Raw genomic sequence first — 18,386 nt, 5'->3', positions numbered from 1 at the left:
GGACCGAGGGCCCCGCGGCGCAGTGCGGACGGGACCGGGCGGGGCGGGCGAGTCGGGCGGCCGGGGGGCCGCGTCGCCGGGCGGACCCTCGCGCCGGGGCGCCCTGGAAGATGTGCCAGAGTTGCCACGTCCCGGCGGTGAGCACGTACCGTACGGCGGACAGGCGTGAGCGCCGGGACCGGGACATCGGGAAGGGGCAGCTGGGTTGACCACGCACGCACCGCACGCACTGGATTCACTTCAGGGGCCTCGGGCCCCGCAGGCTGCGCAGTCCGTGACGCTGCCGGTCTCGCTCGACGAGGCCGTGGCGGCTCTCACCGCCATGCCCGCCGCCGTGCCCGTCGCCGGAGGCACCGACCTCATGGCCGCCGTCAACGCCGGGCTCTTGCGGCCCGCCGCCCTGGTGGGCCTGGGCCGGATCAACGAGATCCGCGGCTGGCAGTACCAGGACGGCCACGCGCTGCTCGGCGCGGGACTCACCCACGCGCGGATGGGGCGGCCCGACTTCGCCGCCCTGATCCCCGCGCTGGCGGCCGCCGCGCGCGCCGCCGGGCCCCCGCAGATCCGCAACGCCGGCACCCTCGGCGGAAACATCGCCACCGCCGCGCCGACCGGTGACGCGCTGCCCGTGCTGGCCGCGCTGGAAGCCCTCCTGCTGATCGTCGGCCCGGGCGGATCGCGGCGCGAGATCCCCGTGTCGCACCTGCTGGCGGGCCGGGAGATGCTGCGGCCCGGCGAGCTGATCGGATTCGTGCGGGTGCCGCTGCTGCACGCGCCGCAGGTGTTCCTGAAGGCCACGGGGCGTACGGGTCCGGGGCGCGCGACGGCGTCCGTGGGCCTCGTACTGGACCCCGCGCGCCGGGGAGTGCGCTGTGCGATCGGCGCGGTGGCCCCGATGCCGCTGAGGCCGCTGGAGGCCGAGCAGTGGGTGGCCTCCCTGATCGACTGGGACGGGGACCGGAGCCTGGCCCCCGAGGCGCTGGAGGCCTTCGGCGAGTACGTCGCGGCCGCCTGCGTGCCCGATCAGGGCGAACCGGTGGCTCCGGGTGTACTGCATCTGCGGCGGACGGTGGCCGTGCTGGCGCGCAGGGCCCTGGGAAGGGCGCTGTCCTCATGAGCGGGAACGAGAACGGGTACGTGAGCGGAGCGACTGGGGACGCGGGCGGCGCGCAGCAGGCGGGCCCCGACTGGGGCTGGGAGCCGGTCCCGCACGGAGGCGACTACGACTCCGACGCGACGGCCTTCGTGAAGCTGCCGCAGGACATGCTGGACGCGCTCGGGACCGGGGAGCCGCTGGCGGCGCCCGGGCACGGGTACGTGCCGCCGCCGATGATCGTGCCGCTCGGCTCGGCCAGTACGGATCCGGCGGCCACCGGCACCTGGACGCTTCCGGTGCAGTGGCCCGAGGCGGGGGCCGCGGCTCCGGCCGGCCCCCCGGCGCCCGGCGGCGGCGTGGGCGCCGGTGCTTCGGGCGCCGGTGCGCGGGGCGGGTCCGTGGGCGGGCCGATCCCGGCCTCGATCCCGATTCCGGCGTCGGTGGCGGCGTCGTTCGCCGAGCCGGAGTCTGACCCGGATCCGGGCGCGACGGCCGAGTGGCACTTCCAGGCGGGCCGGGACACCTCGGGCGAGGGCCTGGCGCTGGGCGGGACCATGGGCGGGACCCGGGGCGCCGGCCTGGATCAGGGCATGCAGCAGGGCTTGGTCGCGGACGCGGGCTCGGCGACCGGGCAGTGGCCCGCGCCGGAACCGGCCGAGCAGCCCGGAGACTTCCGGCAGAGCGCTCTGGATGCCGACTGGAGCCAGGCTCCGGCCACGCTACCGGGCGGGGCCGCGGCTCCGTGGGCGAACCACCCCGACTTCGAGGCCGCGCGCGGGTACGCCGCGCCGCAGCCCGCCGGACCCGGCCCCGACGCGAGCGACGCGGGCCTGCTGCCCGGCACGGACGAGGCGGTCGCGGCTTCGGCTGCCGCTGCCGCCGCCGAGGTGGCCGCGGGACGCGGGCCGGGCGGGCCGGGCGTCGGCGGCCTGCGGCGCGGTCCCCGCGTGCTGGGCGGCCCGGGCGTGGGCACCCCGCTGCCGGAGGGTGAACCGGCCCACCCGGCCGCGCACGACGTCGAGGCCGCTCACGGCACGGCGGCGGCGCCCCTGGCGGGCGAGCGGCCGCACCCGGGGGCGGAGGGGGCCGAGGCCCCGGTGGCCGCCGGACCGGGCGTGGTCGCGGAAGCGGCGCATCCGCCGGCGGCGCCCCACGGGCTGGACCTCTTCGGGGGCGTACGGGCCGAGGCGGCGCCCGCCGCGTCCGCGGAGCCCCTGAGTCGCTCCGGGCCGACCCGGCCCGCCGATACGGACGGGCACGGCTTCTCCGCCTTCGGCCACGGCCCGGAGCGGAGCCCCGTACCCGGATCCGCATCCGTACCCGGATTCGCACAGCGGCCCGTGGCCGAGCCCGCGTACGGAGCGGACGCGCGGGACGCGGGCCCGGCGCCCGGACCGGGTTCGACGGACGGGCACGGCTTCGCGCTGCCGCCCGCCGCGGAGCCGACCGCGGCCGAGCCGCCCGCCGCCGAGCCGCCCGCCGCGGAGACGCTTGACGCGGAGCCCGCCGACGCCGAGCCACTGACCGGTGGCACGGACGGGCACGGCTTCACCGTGCCGACCGCCGCCGGACCCGCCCCGGAGGCCGCCGCGACCGGGGGCGCCGAAGGCATCGAGGGTGCCGGGGGCGTGACCGGCGCCGCGGGCCCGGAGGCGGACGGCTCGGGCGGCGACCTCGTCGCGGCGCTCCCGGACGGGGACGTTGGCACGAGCCTCCCGGGGCAGACGCCGGCGCACGGGGACGAGCGGGAGGCGGCCGAGGCCGCCGCCCGGCTGGAGCACCCGTCGGCCTCCTACGTGCTGCGCGTCAACGGCGCGGACCGGCCCGTCACCGGCGCCTGGATCGGGGAGTCCCTCCTCTACGTGCTGCGCGAGCGCCTCGGCCTCGCCGGTGCCAAGGACGGCTGCTCCCAGGGCGAGTGCGGTGCCTGCGCCGTGCAGGTCGACGGCCGGCTCGTGGCCTCCTGCCTGGTGCCGGCCGCGACGGCCGCGGGCAGCGAGGTCCGTACGGTCGAGGGGCTCGCCACCGACGGGGAACTCTCGGACGTGCAGCAGGCGTTGTGCAGGTCGGGCGCGGTGCAGTGCGGATTCTGCGTACCGGGCATGGCCATGACCATCCACGACCTGCTGGAGGGCAACCACGCCCCCAGCGAGCTGGAGACCCGGCAGGCACTGTGCGGCAACCTCTGCCGCTGCTCCGGGTACGCAGGGGTGATCGGCGCCGTCCGCGAGGTCGTGGCCGAGCGCGAGGCCGCCGCCGCGGACCCGGCCCGGCAGGCCTCGGGACAGGCGCAGGGCCAGGCCCCGGGACAGGCTCCGATGTCGGAGCCGCGCATTCCGCACCAGGCACCGCCCGGCGAGGGCGGCATCCACCACGGAGGGACGGCGTGAGCGGGCAGGACGCGGCGACGGCGACGGCGGCGGTGACGTCGGGCACCACGATGACGGCCTCGGCCTCGGGCGGGCCCGAGGCCGCCGAGCACGGGGTACCGCACGGCATCGGGGCGTCCGTCCCGGCCGCCGACACCCGGGCGAAGACCGAGGGCACCTTCCCGTACGCCGCCGACCTGTGGGCCGAGGGCCTCCTGTGGGCCGCCGTACTGCGCTCCCCGCACGCCCACGCCCGGATCCTCTCCATCGACACCTCGGCCGCCGCCGGGATGCCCGGCGTGCGCGCCGTCGTCACCCACGCGGACGTCCCCGGCGCCACCACGCACGGCCGCCGGGTCGCCGACCGGCCGGTGTTCGCGCACGACGTCGTCCGCCACCACGGCGAGGCCATCGCCGCCGTCGCCGCCGACCACCCGGACACGGCGCGGCTCGCCGCGGCCGCCATCGCCGTCGAGTACGAACTCCTCGACCCGGTCACCGACCCCGAGCAGTCCTTCGGCGCCCCCGCCCTGCACCCCGACGGCAACCTGATCCGGCACATCCCGCTCCGCTACGGCGACCCGGAGGCGACCGGCGAGGTCGTCGTCGAGGGCCTGTACCGGATCGGCCGCCAGGACCCCGCGCCCATCGGCGCCGAGGCGGGCCTGGCCGTACCGCGCCCCGACGGGGGCGTGGAGCTGTACACCGCCTCCACCGATCCGCACAGCGACCGCGACCTGGCCGCCGCCTGCTTCGGGCTGGAGCCCGACCGGGTACGGGTCGTCGTCACCGGGATCCCCGGCGCGACCGCCGACCGCGAGGACGCCGCCTTCCAGCTGCCGCTGGGCCTGCTGGCCCTGCGTACGGGCTGCCCGGTCAAGCTGGCCGCCACCCGCGAGGAGTCCTTCCTCGGGCACACCCACCGGCACCCGACCCTGCTGCGCTACCGCCACCACGCGGACGCGGAGGGCCGACTGGTCAAGGTCGAGGCGCAGATCCTGATGGACGCGGGCGCCTACGCCGACGCCTCCTCGGAGTCCCTGGCGGCGGCGGTGGCCTTCGCCTGCGGCCCGTACGTCGTCCCGCACGCCTTCGTCGAAGGCTGGGCGGTCCGTACGAACAACCCGCCGTCGGGCCATGTCCGGGGCGAGGGCGCGATGCAGGTGTGCGCCGCGTACGAGGGCCAGATGGACAAGCTCGCGGCGGCCCTCGGCATCGACGGCGCCGAACTGCGGATGCGCAACGTCCTGTCCACGGGCGACCTGCTGCCGACCGGGCAGACGGTGACCTGCCCGGCCCCGGTGGCGGAACTGCTGCGCGCGGTCCGCGACTTCGAGCTGCCCGCCCTGCCGAAGGACACCCCGGAGGACGAGTGGCTGCTGCCCGGCGGCCCCGAGGGCGCGGGAGAGCCGGGTGCGGTGCGGCGCGGCGTCGGGTACGGCGTCGGCATGGTGCACATGCTCGGTGCCGAGGGCACGGACGAGGTCTCCACCGCCACGGTGAAGGTGCAGGACGGCGTGGCCACGGTGATCTGCGCCGCCGTCGACACGGGCCAGGGCTTCGCCACGCTCGCCCGCCAGATCGTCCAGGAGACGCTGGGCGTGGACGAGGTGGTGACGGCGCCGGTCGACACCGACCAGCCGCCGGCCGGCCCGGCGGCGCACGGCCGCCACACGTGGGTGTCGGGCGGAGCCGTCGAGCGGGCGGCCAAGATGGTCCGTACCCAGCTCCTCCAGCCGATGGCCCACAAGCTGGGCATGTCCACGGAACTGCTGCAGATCGCGGACGGCCGGATCACCTCGTACGACGGCGCGTTCTCCACGACGGTGGCGGAGGCGATGGCCGGCAAGGAACTCTGGGCGACGGCCCAGTGCCGGCCGCATCCGACGGAACCGCTCGACGCGGACGGGCAGGGCGACGCCTTCGTGGGCCTGGCCTTCTGCGCGATCCGCGCGGTGGTGGACGTGGACATCGAGCTGGGCTCGGTTCGGGTGGTGGAGCTGGCCGTGGCCCAGGACGTGGGCCGGATCCTCAACCCCCGCCAGCTGGAGGCCCGCATCGAAGCGGGCGTCACCCAGGGCGTGGGCGCGGCCCTGACGGAGAACCTCCGCACGGTCTCCGGCCTGGTCCGCCACCCCGACCTGACCGGCTACGCCCTGCCGACCTCGCTGGACGCCCCGACCGTCCGCATCGTCAAGCTCGTCGAGGAGCGCGACGTGGTGGCCCCGTTCGGCGCGAAGGCGGCCAGTGCGGTGCCCGTGGTGACGACGCCGGCCGCGGTGGCCTCCGCGGTACGGGCGGCCACCGGACGCCCGGTGAACAGGATCCCGATCCGCCCGTCGGCAGCGGTGGCCGCACCCCAGTCCTGACCCGGCCCGTACGCCCGCGCACGACCCGCCGCGGCTGCTGCCGTCTCCCGCGGCCGGGGCCGCGTGGAGACGCACCGCCCCGTCGGACCGTTGGCCTCGCGGGGCGGTGCGCGGTGTGTGGCGTGGGCGCCTACTTGATGTTCAGCGGGACCGTATCGCCTTCGGTGAGGTTGTCCAGCGGGATCGTCCTGCTGAACGTTTGGGCCTTCTTCCCCGGTGCCTTGCACGTGACGTCGATCGCGAGGTTGAACTGCGAGTCCAACGGGGTGTCGAGGCTGATGGGGCCGAACGTCGCCCTGCGGTTGGTCGGGTTGTTCGCGGGACCTGACGCATCGTCCTCATCGCTGTCCAGCGATACCCGGGTCGGGACAGAGTTGCTGGGGGCCGGGAATGCGTTCTTGCAGGTCACCTTGCCGCTGAAGGACACCGTCCCGACGGGGGGCGCCGCTGAGGCCTGACCGGCCGTCAAAAGACTTCCGACCAGCGCTGCGGTGACCATCGGGGCCATGGCCACGAGAGTACGAGACCTGCCGGAGATGCGGGACGTGCGGGACGTGCGCGTAGACATGGGACCACCTGCTCGTTGGCGTACGAGTAGTTTCTGTGGAGGCCGACCCTGACGCCGACACGACAGGCGTGGCATGGGAGATCGCCAGGTTTCGCGGGGTCGTCCGTGAACCGGGCCGGGGTTCGGCCGCCGCGCTTCGAACAGCTGATTCGGCAGCCCCCAGGCCCTTCCCTCACCACATTCCTACAGCCCCTCCCGGCCCGCAACCGGAGTGGTTTCCCCTGTACCGCTCGGCCTGTTCAAACGCCGGAAGCGAACCCATGTGACGATCGTCTTGACAGCTGCCGACGCCGCATTCCAAAGCGCCGACCCCAGCTGTGAGGAGTAGGGCAATGGCTGATGCTGCCGACGTTCGCGAGCGTCCATTCTGCAGGGAATCCATCAAGGCCCGTGCCATCAAGTGCAGATGCTGCACGTCGAACTCCTCCCCCTCCGAAGGGCAGCGCAGGTCGGAGTGGCGCTCACAGTGCGGCTGCGGATGTAGCCGTTCCGCAGGGCATGGTGGCAGGGCAATAGTCCCGACGGCGTTGAGTGGACGGGGCTCGTGCATGGATCGGTGTCTCCATGAATATTGGCCCGACTTCGAGGCGACTGAGGCGTGCCAGACCTGGGCGTGCGGCGGCCCTGAGCCCCAGCCCCCGGATATCGAAGTGTAGCGAGAGTGGCGCTCGGGGATCTGACCGCGTAACCCACGAAAGGCGTCCGCGAAAGGGCCTCAGCAGCCCGCGCGTATCGTGCTTCAAGTGCAGCTGTTCGCTCTCTTCGACCTCGACAACACCCTGATCGACCGACAGGGCGCGCTGGATGCACTCCCTCGCCCGGATGCGGGCGGCCAGCCGGACGCCAGGAGTGGTCACCAAAGACGCCCTCGGCAAGAACCCGGTCCAGTTGGCCGAGGCTCCGAAGACGGGCGGCTACGAGGCGGAGCCCCACACCGCGAAAGAGGTCCGGCGTCTGCTGGAGGCCTCTGGCCGGCAGCGCGACTCCGCGCGCTGGGCCGTCGCCCTCGCCCTCGGGCCGCGTCAGGGGGAAGTGCTGGGCCTGATGGGGTGGTCGACCACCCCATGGCCGCCCGGTACCAGCACATGGTTGATGCCGTGCGGGCTGACATCGCGAGACAGGTGGACGGGCGATCCGGAAGTCACCCGAGGCGGCCCAGACGACGATGACGGTGGCCTCGCGGGCGCCCTCGTGCCTGTCCGTTGCATGAGTGGGGCAGGCTCTCGAATCGGCCTGCCCCACCAGGACTTGTCCCGTCGAGCATGTTCTGCGGCGGTGACCGCTGCCGCGTCTACACGCAGAAGGATTTCGGCGTAGGGAAGATCGTCCGCCCGTGAGGTAATGCTTTGCGCAACATGCCGCCCAACATGTGCCTCGGTACCTATCGTTGAAATCCTGTCCACGCCACACGCCGGCCCCGACGTCGGCACGCAGGAGGACAAGTGACCAGCATGGACCGGCTGAAAGTTCTGTTCGAGGAGATCGGCGGATACTAGCACGCAATCGAAGTAGGCATGCCATTCACCGAAGCCAGGCCGCAAATGTACAACCGCATTATCGAAGCAGCGATCCTTTTGCCGCCGGGTAACGGGCACATTTGGAACGACTATCGGTTGTGGATCATGCAGGGTTGGGCCGGCGCGTTCCAGAAAGGCGGCGACGCGGAGGCCGAACCGTGGCGCGAGTTCCTGGGGGAGATCACCGAAATTCTAGGGCCGGCCCCCGAGTGAGTGTGACGTCAACGATTCCAGGAACCGAGTTCTTGAGCTACGGAGGGTCCATGGCCAGGTCGAACGAATTGAAGTGCACGAAGTGCGGGGCTCGGCACACAGGTACCTGGAGCGCCTCGTTGTGTCCAGACTGCGCGAAGAAGTCGGGGCAGAAGGAGCCTGACCCCGGCGACTAGTACTGCTTGCCTGGTGGCGCCCGAACGTGGTGCTCGCCATCGTGGCGACGAGGGTCGGGGCCAGAAACGTCGCAACGGGGACGGGAACTGAGACGGGCGAACGAGAGGGCGGCACCCCTTCGGAGGTGCCGCCCGTTCGTTCTGCCTGTTCAAACGCTGGAAGCCGTGACCGGAATCGAACCGGCGTAACTCGCTTTGCAGGCGAGTCCCTCAACCACTCGGGCACACGGCTGTGGGGTGATGTCCATGACCGTACGGGGGCGGGCGGGTCGTAGGAAGGCTCGCGGGGATGCCGCAACGCGACTGCCACACCGCGTTCACAGTCGCGCGCCGTCCAGGGCGGCCTACGACCCGCGACCGAGGGCGTCATCCGCCGAATGGACAGGGTCCAAACGGGCTTACGCACCTTACTCTGGGGCGATGAGCGCCCTCGATCCCCACATACCCGAGAAGACCGCGCAGGCCGCGGCGCCCCCGCCGCCGCGCGGCATCCTGGGCCCCGCGTACCGGACGCTCAGCATCGGGATCATCTCCGTCGTCTTCCTCATCGCCTTCGAGGCCACCGCCGTCGGCACGGCCATGCCCGTCGCCGCCCGCGAGCTGGAGGGGATCGGGCTCTACGCCTTCGCCTTCTCCGCCTACTTCACCACCAGCCTCTTCGGCATGGTGCTGTCGGGCCAGTGGGCCGACCGGCAGGGGCCGCTGCGGCCGCTCACCATCGGGATCGGGTCCTTCGCCGCCGGGCTGGTGCTCTCCGGGACGGCCGGCGCCATGGGGGTGTTCGTGCTCGGCCGGGCCGTGCAGGGCTTCGGCGGCGGGCTGGTCATCGTGGCCCTGTACGTGGTCGTCAGCCGGGCCTACGACGAGCGGCTGCGCCCCGCGATCATGGCGGCCTTCGCCGCGAGCTGGGTGGTCCCCTCGATCGTCGGACCGCTGGCCTCCGGCACGGTCACCGAGCACCTCGGCTGGCGGTGGGTCTTCCTCGGGATACCGGTGCTGGTGGTCGTACCGCTCGTCCTCGCGCTGCCGGCGATCCGGCGCACCGCCTCCGGGCCCGTCGACCCGTCCGCGCGGCCCGTCGCCCTCGACCGGCAGCGGATCCGGCTGGCCCTGGCGATCTCGGCGGGTGCGGGACTGCTCCAGTACGCCGCCCAGGACCTGCGGTGGCTGTCGCTGCTCCCGGCGGTGGCGGGCGCGGCCCTGCTGGTGCCGGCCGTGCTGGGGCTGCTGCCGCCCGGGACCTACCGCGCCCGGCGCGGACTGCCGTCCGTGGTGCTGCTGCGCGGGGTCGCGGCGGGGGCCTTCATCGGGGCGGAGAGCTTCGTACCGCTGATGCTGGTCACCCAGCGCGGGCTGAGCCCGACGCTGGCCGGTTTCTCACTCGCGCTGGGCGGCGTCACGTGGGCGGCGGGCTCGTGGGTGCAGTCCAAGGGGCGGATGGCGCCGTACCGGGAGCGGCTGATGGTCGGCGGGATGGTGATGGTCGCCGCGGCGATCGCGGCCGCCCCGGCCGTGCTGATCGAGTCCGTGCCGGTGTGGACGCTGGCCGTGGCGTGGGCGGTGGGCTGCCTGGGGATGGGCCTGGTGATCGGCTCCACGAGCGTGCTGCTGCTCAAGCTGTCGGCGCCGCGGGAGGCCGGCGCGAACTCCGCAGCGCTGCAGATCTCGGACGCGCTCGCCAACGTGGTGCTGCTGGCCGCCGGCGGCGCGGCCTTCGCCGCGCTGGGCGGTGGCGCGGTGGGCACCGCCCACGCCGCGGCCGGCGTCGGCGCGCCCTCGCACCCGGCGGCGTTCGTGGTGGTCTTCCTGCCGATGGCCTGCGTGGCGCTGGCGGGCGCCTGGGTGGCGACCCGGGTGAGCACCTCCGCCTCGGAGTGACACCGCCTGGTACCAGGCGGTACCGTATGGACATGGCTGGTCTCAACGTCAGATTCACGGAAGAGCAGCTGGACGCCTTGCGCGAGCGGGCCGAGGCGGAGGGCCGAAGCATGCAGTCCTTTGCGCATGATGCGGTCATGAAGGCCGTAAACGAACACTCGCGGCTGTTCAACGAGGCGGCGGAGCACGTGCTGAAGGTGAGTGCGGAGCTGAACCGCAGGCTCGCCTGATGCACTACCTCACGCTTCCCGAGCTCCTGAACCTGGCGGAGCGCCTCGGTGCGGATGAGGTCCGCGACTACGGTCTGCTCGACTCGGCGCTCGCGCGGCCGCAGGCGAGTGTCTTCGGCCAGGACGCGTATCCGGACGTGTGGCACAAGGCCGCGGCGCTGATGGAGTCACTCGCGCGCAACCCTGCGTTGGTGGACGGGAACAAGCGCATCGCCTGGTACGCGACCTGGGTCTTCCTGCACATGAACGGTCATCCGCTGGACGCCGGCTTCGACGTCGACGAAGCCGAACAGTTTGTACTCGACGTCTGTCAGGGAGCCCTCGACATGCCCAAGATCGCGTCGCACCTGCCGAGGTTCGCACGCTGACCCGCCCGGTGTGACGCTCGCCGCACCGGCCGAGGTCACGGGCCTGTCCCTCCGCGAGGGGCGGGCCCGTGCCGGTAAGGTGGCCCGGTTGTCCTACGTACGACTGCCCGCACCAGTACGCGAGTACGCCGAGAGCACGAACCGGAGACCGTGACTACTACCGCCTCCCACCACCTCTCACCCGCCTTCCCCGGCCGCGCCCCCTGGGGCACCGCCAACGCGCTGCGTGCCTGGCAGCAGGGGGCGCTGGACCGCTACATCGAGACCCAGCCGCGGGACTTCCTCGCGGTCGCGACGCCCGGCGCGGGCAAGACCACCTTCGCGCTCACCCTCGCCTCCTGGCTGCTGCACCACCACGTCGTGCAGCAGGTGACCGTGGTCGCGCCGACCGAGCACCTGAAGAAGCAGTGGGCCGAGGCCGCCGCCCGGATAGGCATCCGGCTGGATCCGGAGTACTCCGCCGGACCGCTGAGCAAGGACTACCACGGGGTCGCCGTCACTTACGCCGGTGTCGGCGTGCGCCCGATGCTGCACCGCAACCGCTGCGAGCAGCGCAAGACCCTCGTGATCCTCGACGAGATCCACCACGCCGGCGACTCGAAGTCCTGGGGCGAGGCCTGCCTGGAGGCCTTCGACCCGGCGACCCGCCGCCTGGCCCTGACCGGTACGCCCTTCCGGTCCGACACCAACCCCATTCCCTTCGTCACGTACGAGGAGGGCAACGACGGCATCCGCCGCTCCTCCGCCGACTACACCTACGGCTACGGGAACGCGCTCGGCGACGGCGTCGTGCGGCCGGTCATCTTCCTCTCCTACAGCGGCAACATGCGCTGGCGCACCAAGGCCGGCGACGAGATCGCCGCCCGGCTCGGCGAGCCGATGACCAAGGACGCCATCTCGCAGGCCTGGCGCACCGCCCTGGACCCGCGCGGCGACTGGATGCCGAACGTGCTGCGCGCCGCCGACCGGCGCCTGACCGAGGTCCGCAAGGGCATCCCGGACGCGGGCGGCCTGGTCATCGCCTCCGACCAGGACTCTGCGCGCGCCTACGCGAAGCTGCTGAGGGAGATCACGGGCAGCAGGGCCACCGTGGTGCTGTCCGACGACACCGGCGCGTCGAAGCGCATCGACGAGTTCAGCGCGGACGGCAGCCGCTGGATGGTCGCGGTGCGGATGGTGTCCGAGGGCGTCGACGTACCGCGCCTGGCGGTCGGCGTGTACGCGACGACGATCTCCACGCCGCTGTTCTTCGCCCAGGCCGTCGGGCGCTTCGTGCGCTCGCGCCGGCGCGGCGAGACCGCTTCGGTGTTCCTGCCGACCATCCCCTACCTGCTCGGCTTCGCGAACGAGATGGAGGTCGAGCGCGACCACGTCCTCGACAAGCCGAAGAAGCAGGGCGAGGAGGACCCGTACGCCGAGTCCGAGAAGGAGATGGACGAGGCGAACAAGCAGGAGGACGAGGACACCGGCGAGGACGAGCAGATGTCCTTCGAGGCGCTGGAGTCCGACGCGGTCTTCGACCGGGTCCTCTACGACGGCGCCGAGTTCGGCATGCAGGCCCACCCGGGCAGCGAGGAGGAGCAGGACTACCTCGGCATCCCCGGACTGCTGGAGCCGGACCAGGTCCAGATGCTCCTGCAGAAGCGGCAGTCGCGGCAGATCGCGCACAGCCGGCGCAAGCCGGACGCGGAGGCGGACCTGCTGGAACTGCCGGCCGACCGGCGGCCCGTGGTCTCGCACAAGGAACTCCTGGAGCTGCGGAAGTCGCTGAACACGATGGTCGGCGCGTACGTGCACCAGAGCGGCAAGCCGCACGGCGTGATCCACACGGAGCTGCGCCGGGTCTGCGGCGGCCCGCCGAGCGCGGAGGCGACGGCGGGACAGCTGCGCGAGCGGATCAAGAAGGTACAGGAGTGGGCCACCCGCATGCGATGAGCCGGTCGCGCCGTCGGCGCGGCGCTGCTTTCCGCAGGTCTTTCGCATGTGGTTCGTGACTGCGAGGGCTTGTGGGATCACATGGAAGTCCCGGGCCGGGGAGGTCACAAAATGACCTCGGTATCGATCAAGAATTGGCACAAAGGGGTAGTACGCGCCCGGATTCTGGACGAGCCCTTCCGCTGAGCGAACCCGATCGCTAGTGTCCCCGCATCGAACGCACCGTGGCAGCGCCGCCGCGGGAGCGCAGCCGGTGCCATGGCCGCTACCGGCGGTCTCTCCGTGCGCCGCCACGGGACCGGCGGCGCGCCACCCCGAGAGTCACCGCCGCTCACCGAAAGAGGGAGAGGCGTCGTGACCGCGGAAACCTCCCAGACTCTCGACAGAGGGCTCAGAGTCCTCAAACTGCTCGCCGACACCGACCACGGTCTGACCGTCACCGAGCTGTCCAACCGCCTCGGTGTGAACCGCACCGTGGTCTACCGCCTGCTCGCCACCCTCGAACAGCACGCCCTGGTCCGCCGTGACCTCGGTGGCCGGGCCCGCGTCGGGCTCGGCGTGCTGCGGCTGGGCCGGCAGGTGCACCCGCTCGTACGCGAGGCGGCCCTGCCCGCGCTGCGGTCCCTCGCCGAGGACATAGGTGCCACCGCGCACCTCACCCTCGTCGACGGCACCGAAGCGCTCGCCGTCGCCGTCGTGGAGCCGACCTGGACGGACTACCACGTGGCCTACCGGGCCGGCTTCCGCCACCCGCTGGACCGGGGTGCCGCGGGGCGGGCCATTCTGGCGGCCCGCCAGGGCTCACTCATCGAGCCCGGGTACACGCTCACCCACGGCGAGCTGGAGGCCGGCGCCAGTGGCGCTGCCGCGCCGCTCGTGGGGATCACCGGGCTGGAGGGCAGCGTCGGCGTCGTCATGCTGGCCGATGCGGTCCCGGAGCGGGTGGGGCCGCGGGTGGTCGACGCCGCACGGGAAGTCGCCGACGCGTTGCGCTAGCCGCGGGCTCGGCGGTGGCTCGTACCGGTGCCGGTCGGGTGCCGGGTGCGGCGCCGCCCCCACGGGGGCTCCGCCCCCGGACCCCGCGCCCCGAACGCCGGCGGGGCCGGGTGGACGGCGGGGGCCGGTGCGGGGGTGGGCGGTTAGATTGGGCGGGTGCTCTCTCGTCTCATGCGTCTGCCGCGTCCCGCCGCACTGGCCGTCTGCGCCGTGCCCGTGCTCGGACTGTTCGCCGTCGCGGCCTTCGCGCCGCTGCCCTTCGTGATCGCCCAGCCCGGGCTCACGGCCGACGTGCTGGGCGCCCGTGACGGGAAGCCCGTCATCTCCGTCACCGGCGCTCCGACCCGCGCGACCCAGGGGCAGCTCCGGATGACCACCATCCAGGCCACCGGGCCCTCCACGACCGTCAACCTCCCCGAGCTCGTCGGCCACTGGTTCGACACCGGCCGGGCGGTCATGCCCAAGGAGGCGGTCTACCCCTCGGGCGGAAGCGACGAGGAGATCGAGGAGCACAACCTGGAGGAAATGGAGAAGTCTCAGTCGACCGCCGCCCAGGCCGCCCTCGGATACCTCCACAAGGACCCGAAGGCCGTGAAGGTCGACCTCAACCTCGCCGACGTGGGCGGACCCAGCGCCGGACTCCTCTTCTCCCTCGGCATCGTCGACAAGCTCGACGGCGACGGCAGCGGCGGCGACCTCACCGGCGGCCGCAGCATCGCCGGTACGGGCACCATCGGCGCGGACGGCGCGGTCGGCCCGGTCGGCGGGGTGGCCCTGAAGACCCAGGCCGCGCGGCGCGACGGGGCGAGCGTGTTCCTCGTACCGAAGGCCGAGTGCGCGGACGCCCGTTCCGAACTCCCCGAGGGGCTCCGGCTGGTCCCCGTCACTTCCCTGTCGGGTGCCGTGGACGCGCTGCGCGCCCTGAACCGGGGAGAGCCGGTTCCGGCCTGCTGACGAGGGGACGGTCGGCGTCGTTGCGGTGGTGGTGACGGCGAGGCGCGTGCTGGTAGGCGTCGGTGCGGAGCTGCTCGTGGGCGTCGGACGGATGGCCCCGGAAGCTCACACCGTGTCACCCGGTCCCGTACTCGCCCGCCGGTCCCGTACGCGCTCGCCGTGCCCGGCGGGAGCCGCCCAGCGGTCATCGTCCTCGGCCGCCTGTTCGACCAAGGGGATGATCCGCAAAGGTACGGGATTCTCCATGACGATCGCCGTCGAAGCCCGCATGATGCCGTCAAAACCGACGACCCGGTCGATCACCCGCTGGAGATCGGCGTTCGACCTCGCCACCAGGCGGCACAGCATGTCCCCGTGGCCGGTGGTGGTGTGCAGCTCCAGCACCTCGGGCACCCCGTCCAAGTGCGCCCGTACGTCAGCTCCTTGGCCCTGCTTGATCTCCAGCGTGGCGAAGGCGGTCACCGGATATCCGAGGGCCGCCGGATCGACCTGCGGGCCGAAGCCGCGGATGACTCCGTTCGACTGAAGCCGGTCGAGCCGGGCCTGCACCGTCCCGCGCGCCACGCCGAGCCGGCGCGAGGCCTCCAGCACGCCGATCCGCGGCTCGCGCGCCAGCAGGACGATGAGCCGTCCGTCGAGATCGTCGATGCCCATGGATTCCTCCGGAGTGGTGAGGGTGGCGCTGTGAGTGGTCATAGTGCACAGATCTCTCAGTCATACTCCGGCTGAGCTGGTCATTGTGTACAGCAGATTTGGAAACTATTGCGCAGCTTGTGGATCGGCGGGACTCTGCGCTCATGACTGAGACCCTCGACACCACCCCCCGCACCGCGCGCGAGGCAGACCCCTTCCCGGTCAAGGGAATGGACGCGGTCGTCTTCGCCGTCGGCAACGCCAAGCAGGCCGCGCACTACTACTCGACCGCCTTCGGCATGAAGCTCGTCGCCTACTCCGGACCGGAGAACGGCACGCGCGAGACCGCCAGCTACGTCCTGACCAACGGCGCCGCCCGCTTCGTGCTGACCTCGGTCATCAAGGCGACGACCGACCGCGGCCGCTTCCTCGCCGAGCACGTCGCCGAGCACGGCGACGGCGTGATCGACCTCGCGATCGAGGTCCCGGACGTGCGCGCCGCGTACGCCTACGCCGTCGAGCACGGTGCGCGCGGCCTGGACGAGCCGTACGAGGTCAAGGACGAGCACGGCACGGTGGTGCTGGCCGCGATCGCGACGTACGGCCAGACCCGGCACACGCTGGTGCAGCGCGGCGACTACAGCGGCCCGTACCTGCCCGGCTTCGTCGCCGTGGAGCCGATGGTCGAGCCCCCGGCCAAGCGCACCTTCCAGGCCATCGACCACTGCGTGGGCAACGTCGAGCTCGGCCGGATGAACGAGTGGGTCGCGTTCTACAACAAGGTCATGGGCTTCACGAACATGAAGGAGTTCGTGGGCGACGACATCGCGACCGAGTACTCGGCGCTGATGTCGAAGGTGGTCGCGGACGGCACCCTGAAGGTGAAGTTCCCGATCAACGAGCCGGCGATCGCGAAGAAGAAGTCGCAGATCGACGAGTACCTGGAGTTCTACGGTGGCGCGGGCGTCCAGCACATCGCGCTGGCCACGAACGACATCGTCGCGACCGTGCGGTCCATGAGGGCGGCGGGCGTCACGTTCCTGGACACCCCGGACTCGTACTACGACACGCTCGGCGAGTGGGCGGGCGAGACGCGGGTGCCGGTGGAGACGCTGCGCGAGCTGAAGATCCTCGTCGACCGCGACGAGGACGGCTACCTGCTGCAGATCTTCACGAAGCCGGTGCAGGACCGGCCGACGGTCTTCTTCGAGATGATCGAGCGGCACGGGTCGATGGGCTTCGGCAAGGGCAACTTCAAGGCCCTGTTCGAGGCGATCGAGCGGGAGCAGGAGAAGCGCGGCAACCTCTAGCCGCCGCTGCCAGTGGCCCGGCCCCGCCGTGACCTTCCGGTGGGGGCCGGGCCCTGCCGCGTCGCCGTTGCGGGGGCTCAGGCCCCGGACCCCCGCGCCTCGATCGCCGGCGGGGCCGGATCTGTCGCCGCCCGCCGGAGGGGTGCGGGCTGCGGCGCGGTTTCGGCCTCGCCGGCGTTCGAGGCGCGGGTCCCGGCGAGCCCGGGGGTCCCGTCCGGGGGTCAGCGGGCCGTCGCGGACGGTGTCGGGGCGGACGGTGTCGGCTTCGGCGCGGGCGGGGTCGGCGTCGCCGCGGGCGCGGTCGGCTTCGGGAGTTCCGGTTCCACCCACGGAGTGACCGGCTGGACGTGCTCCGGGCCTCCCGGCGGCGGCTGCCCGATCCCCGCCAGGGCCTCCTTCGCCAGCGGCCCCCGCACCGGCGAGAAGTGCGGGTTCGTCCGCAGGGCCTCCTGGAGGTGGCGCCGGGTCGCCGCCTCGTCGCCCAGCCCGCGTTCGATCATCGCCCGGTGGTACGCGAAATCCGCGCTCCGCAAACCCTGCTCCGTCGCCTTCTTCGCGTACTCCAGCGCCTCCGTGTCGTCGCCCGACCTGTGCAGCGCCCACCCCAGCGCGTCCGCCACCTGCACGCTCTTGTGCCGCGACCACTCCTGCCGCAACCGCCGCACCGCAGCCGCGGGATCGCCGTGGTCCGCCTCGTACAGGCCCAGCAGCACGTGGTCGTCGCCGGCCCGCGCCCCGCTCCCGCCCGCCGCGGCCAGCGCCCCGAGGAGGCCGTACGGAGTACGCGCCTCCTCCTTGCGCCCCAGCGAATCCAGCAGCTCCCCCAGCTCCAGCGCCAGCCTCGGTTCCGGCGTGCGGCCCAACGCCATCCGGTAGTCCCGTACGGCCTCACCGCTGCGGCCCAGCGCCGCCAGCGCCCGGGCCCGACCGCCCAGGGCCTGCGCCTGCGCCGGATCGGCGCGCAACGCCCCCTCGTACTGCCGCAGCGCCTCCCCGGCGTCGCCCCGCTCCCAGGCCAGCTCCCCGAGCCGGTACAGCGCGTACGCCTTCTCCGCCGGGGACTTCGCCGCGGCCGACGCGTGCTCCATCGCCACCACCGCGTCCTCGCGCCAGCCCCGGTCCCGGTAGACCTGCGAGGCCCTGGTGTGCGCCACCAGGCCGGGCCGGAGCTCCAGCAGCCGCTCCATGGCCTTCTGCGCGCCCTTGTAGTCGCCCAGGCCCGTGTACGCGTCCACGAGCACCGGATACGCCGTCCACCGCCGCGGCGCCTGGGCCCGTACGAGCTCCCCCCACCGCTTGCCGGTACCGAAGTCCCGCCGGGCGTTGGCCAGCGCGCCCATGCCCGTCATCGCGTCGAAGTTGCCCTTCTCGGCGGGGCGGACCTCCAGCGACCGCTTCAGCGCCTTCTCGGCCTTCGGGTACCAGGCGGAGTCCGCGGTGCGGCGCGCCTGCTCCAGGTAGGCGGAGCCGAGGACCGCCCACGAGGCGTCGTCGTCCGCGTGCGCGGCCACCCACTTCTCCCGGTCCGCGACCAGCGCCGTCACGTCCGGGGCCGCCGCGGGCGCGCCCATTCCGACCGCCGACGCGGCCCGTTCGCTGGGTCCCGGCGGGCGGGCGTCGTCGCCGGCCCGGACCGGCTGGATCAGCAGGGCCCCCGCGATCAGGACCACCGCCACCGCGGCGGCCACGAGCGTCTTGCGGCCGGTGAAGGTCACGGGCGGCGCCGGCTGCTGCGATTCCTCGTCGAAACGGTCCATGTGCTCACTGTGCGTCA

14 protein-coding genes, 1 tRNA gene and 1 pseudogene are annotated in these 18,386 nt (G+C 73.0%); 12 read left to right on the top strand and 4 right to left on the bottom strand.

The features are described from left to right. The first annotated feature begins 229 nt into the window (after nt 1-229). Genes ACWFQ8_RS10650 through ACWFQ8_RS10640 form a run of 3 tightly spaced genes read left to right on the top strand, consistent with a single transcriptional unit; the run spans nt 230 to nt 5,834 of the window. A complete protein-coding gene (locus tag ACWFQ8_RS10650) occupies nt 230-1,117 on the top strand; it encodes an FAD binding domain-containing protein (RefSeq protein ID WP_453785862.1) in 888 nt (295 codons plus the stop codon). 20 nt (nt 1,118-1,137) lie between these two features. Beyond that, entirely contained in the window at nt 1,138-3,486 is a 2,349-nt protein-coding gene (locus ACWFQ8_RS10645) for a 2Fe-2S iron-sulfur cluster-binding protein (RefSeq protein ID WP_453785812.1), read from the top strand. 50 nt (nt 3,487-3,536) lie between these two features. Then, nucleotides 3,537-5,834, top strand: coding sequence for a xanthine dehydrogenase family protein molybdopterin-binding subunit (locus ACWFQ8_RS10640; RefSeq protein ID WP_453785861.1), 2,298 nt, complete (start codon nt 3,537-3,539; stop codon nt 5,832-5,834). A 130-nt stretch (nt 5,835-5,964) separates the two neighbouring features. Here ACWFQ8_RS10640 and ACWFQ8_RS10635 read toward each other — a convergent pair whose 3' ends face one another. After that, the gene (locus ACWFQ8_RS10635; RefSeq protein WP_453785811.1) at nt 5,965-6,342 is read right to left on the bottom strand and encodes a hypothetical protein; all 378 of its coding nucleotides are present in this window, start codon (nt 6,340-6,342) and stop codon (nt 5,965-5,967) included. Between the two features lie 912 nt (nt 6,343-7,254). On the opposite strand from ACWFQ8_RS10635, the pseudogene ACWFQ8_RS10630 reads away from it, so the two are divergent. Together ACWFQ8_RS10630 and ACWFQ8_RS10625 are read left to right on the top strand one after the other, a co-directional pair. Further along, nucleotides 7,255-7,719: pseudogene (locus ACWFQ8_RS10630) on the top strand (hypothetical protein); the annotation flags it as partial. 197 nt (nt 7,720-7,916) lie between these two features. Continuing rightward, complete coding sequence (locus ACWFQ8_RS10625) at nt 7,917-8,132, top strand: hypothetical protein (protein WP_453785810.1); 216 nt, start codon at nt 7,917-7,919, stop codon at nt 8,130-8,132. Nucleotides 8,133-8,465: 333 nt separating this feature from the next. Here the strand turns inward: ACWFQ8_RS10625 and ACWFQ8_RS10620 are convergent. Then, nucleotides 8,466-8,540 (bottom strand) — tRNA-Cys (locus tag ACWFQ8_RS10620). 188 nt (nt 8,541-8,728) lie between these two features. Between ACWFQ8_RS10620 and ACWFQ8_RS10615 the strand changes: the two genes are divergently transcribed. The 6 genes from ACWFQ8_RS10615 (at nt 8,729) to ACWFQ8_RS10590 (ending at nt 14,669) form a co-directional block, all read left to right on the top strand. Further along, nucleotides 8,729-10,186 (top strand): MFS transporter, encoded by a 1,458-nt coding sequence (locus ACWFQ8_RS10615; protein WP_453785809.1) that lies wholly within the window; start codon nt 8,729-8,731, stop codon nt 10,184-10,186. A 32-nt stretch (nt 10,187-10,218) separates the two neighbouring features. Next, on the top strand, nt 10,219-10,416 hold the full coding sequence (locus tag ACWFQ8_RS10610; RefSeq protein WP_453785808.1) for an Arc family DNA-binding protein: 198 nt from the start codon (nt 10,219-10,221) through the stop codon (nt 10,414-10,416). Further along, nucleotides 10,416-10,784 carry a type II toxin-antitoxin system death-on-curing family toxin gene (locus ACWFQ8_RS10605; protein WP_453785807.1) on the top strand — a complete coding sequence of 123 codons (369 nt, stop codon included), beginning with the start codon at nt 10,416-10,418 and terminating at the stop codon, nt 10,782-10,784. The genes ACWFQ8_RS10610 and ACWFQ8_RS10605 overlap by 1 nt, the downstream gene beginning before the upstream one ends. 150 nt (nt 10,785-10,934) lie before the next feature. Beyond that, entirely contained in the window at nt 10,935-12,719 is a 1,785-nt protein-coding gene (locus ACWFQ8_RS10600) for a DEAD/DEAH box helicase (RefSeq protein WP_453785806.1), read from the top strand. A 354-nt stretch (nt 12,720-13,073) separates the two neighbouring features. After that, complete coding sequence (locus tag ACWFQ8_RS10595) at nt 13,074-13,715, top strand: IclR family transcriptional regulator (RefSeq protein WP_007264382.1); 642 nt, start codon at nt 13,074-13,076, stop codon at nt 13,713-13,715. Between the two features lie 171 nt (nt 13,716-13,886). Then, entirely contained in the window at nt 13,887-14,669 is a 783-nt protein-coding gene (locus ACWFQ8_RS10590) for a S16 family serine protease (protein ID WP_453785860.1), read from the top strand. Nucleotides 14,670-14,774: 105 nt separating this feature from the next. Here the strand turns inward: ACWFQ8_RS10590 and ACWFQ8_RS10585 are convergent, their stop codons facing one another. After that, on the bottom strand, nt 14,775-15,323 hold the full coding sequence (locus ACWFQ8_RS10585) for an Lrp/AsnC family transcriptional regulator (RefSeq protein ID WP_453785859.1): 549 nt from the start codon (nt 15,321-15,323) through the stop codon (nt 14,775-14,777). A 143-nt stretch (nt 15,324-15,466) separates the two neighbouring features. On the opposite strand from ACWFQ8_RS10585, the gene hppD reads away from it, so the two are divergent. Next, nucleotides 15,467-16,612 (top strand): 4-hydroxyphenylpyruvate dioxygenase, encoded by a 1,146-nt coding sequence (hppD, locus tag ACWFQ8_RS10580; protein WP_453785805.1) that lies wholly within the window; start codon nt 15,467-15,469, stop codon nt 16,610-16,612. A 221-nt stretch (nt 16,613-16,833) separates the two neighbouring features. Here hppD and ACWFQ8_RS10575 read toward each other — a convergent pair whose 3' ends face one another. Beyond that, nucleotides 16,834-18,369 (bottom strand): tetratricopeptide repeat protein, encoded by a 1,536-nt coding sequence (locus tag ACWFQ8_RS10575; RefSeq protein ID WP_453785804.1) that lies wholly within the window; start codon nt 18,367-18,369, stop codon nt 16,834-16,836. Between the last annotated feature and the right edge of the window lie 17 nt (nt 18,370-18,386).

It is taken from the genome of Streptomyces sp. NPDC055254 (assembly GCF_053606025.1).
The sequence above is the reverse complement of the archived record's forward strand: the minus strand, read 5'-3'. Positions and strand labels throughout refer to the sequence as shown.

Bases quoted from the DNA above. Each gene is read 5' to 3' on its own strand.
- ACWFQ8_RS10640 (WP_453785861.1), top strand. From the start codon at position 3,537: ATGACGGCCTCGGCCTCGGGCGGGCCCGAGGCCGCCGAGCACGGGGTA.
- ACWFQ8_RS10635 (WP_453785811.1), bottom strand. From the start codon at position 6,342: ATGGCCCCGATGGTCACCGCAGCGCTGGTCGGAAGTCTTTTGACGGCC.
- ACWFQ8_RS10625 (WP_453785810.1), top strand. From the start codon at position 7,917: ATGCCATTCACCGAAGCCAGGCCGCAAATGTACAACCGCATTATCGAA.
- ACWFQ8_RS10615 (WP_453785809.1), top strand. From the start codon at position 8,729: ATGAGCGCCCTCGATCCCCACATACCCGAGAAGACCGCGCAGGCCGCG.
- ACWFQ8_RS10610 (WP_453785808.1), top strand. From the start codon at position 10,219: ATGGCTGGTCTCAACGTCAGATTCACGGAAGAGCAGCTGGACGCCTTG.
- ACWFQ8_RS10605 (WP_453785807.1), top strand. From the start codon at position 10,416: ATGCACTACCTCACGCTTCCCGAGCTCCTGAACCTGGCGGAGCGCCTC.
- ACWFQ8_RS10590 (WP_453785860.1), top strand. From the start codon at position 13,887: ATGCGTCTGCCGCGTCCCGCCGCACTGGCCGTCTGCGCCGTGCCCGTG.
- ACWFQ8_RS10585 (WP_453785859.1), bottom strand. From the start codon at position 15,323: ATGGGCATCGACGATCTCGACGGACGGCTCATCGTCCTGCTGGCGCGC.
- hppD (WP_453785805.1), top strand. From the start codon at position 15,467: ATGACTGAGACCCTCGACACCACCCCCCGCACCGCGCGCGAGGCAGAC.
- ACWFQ8_RS10575 (WP_453785804.1), bottom strand. From the start codon at position 18,369: ATGGACCGTTTCGACGAGGAATCGCAGCAGCCGGCGCCGCCCGTGACC.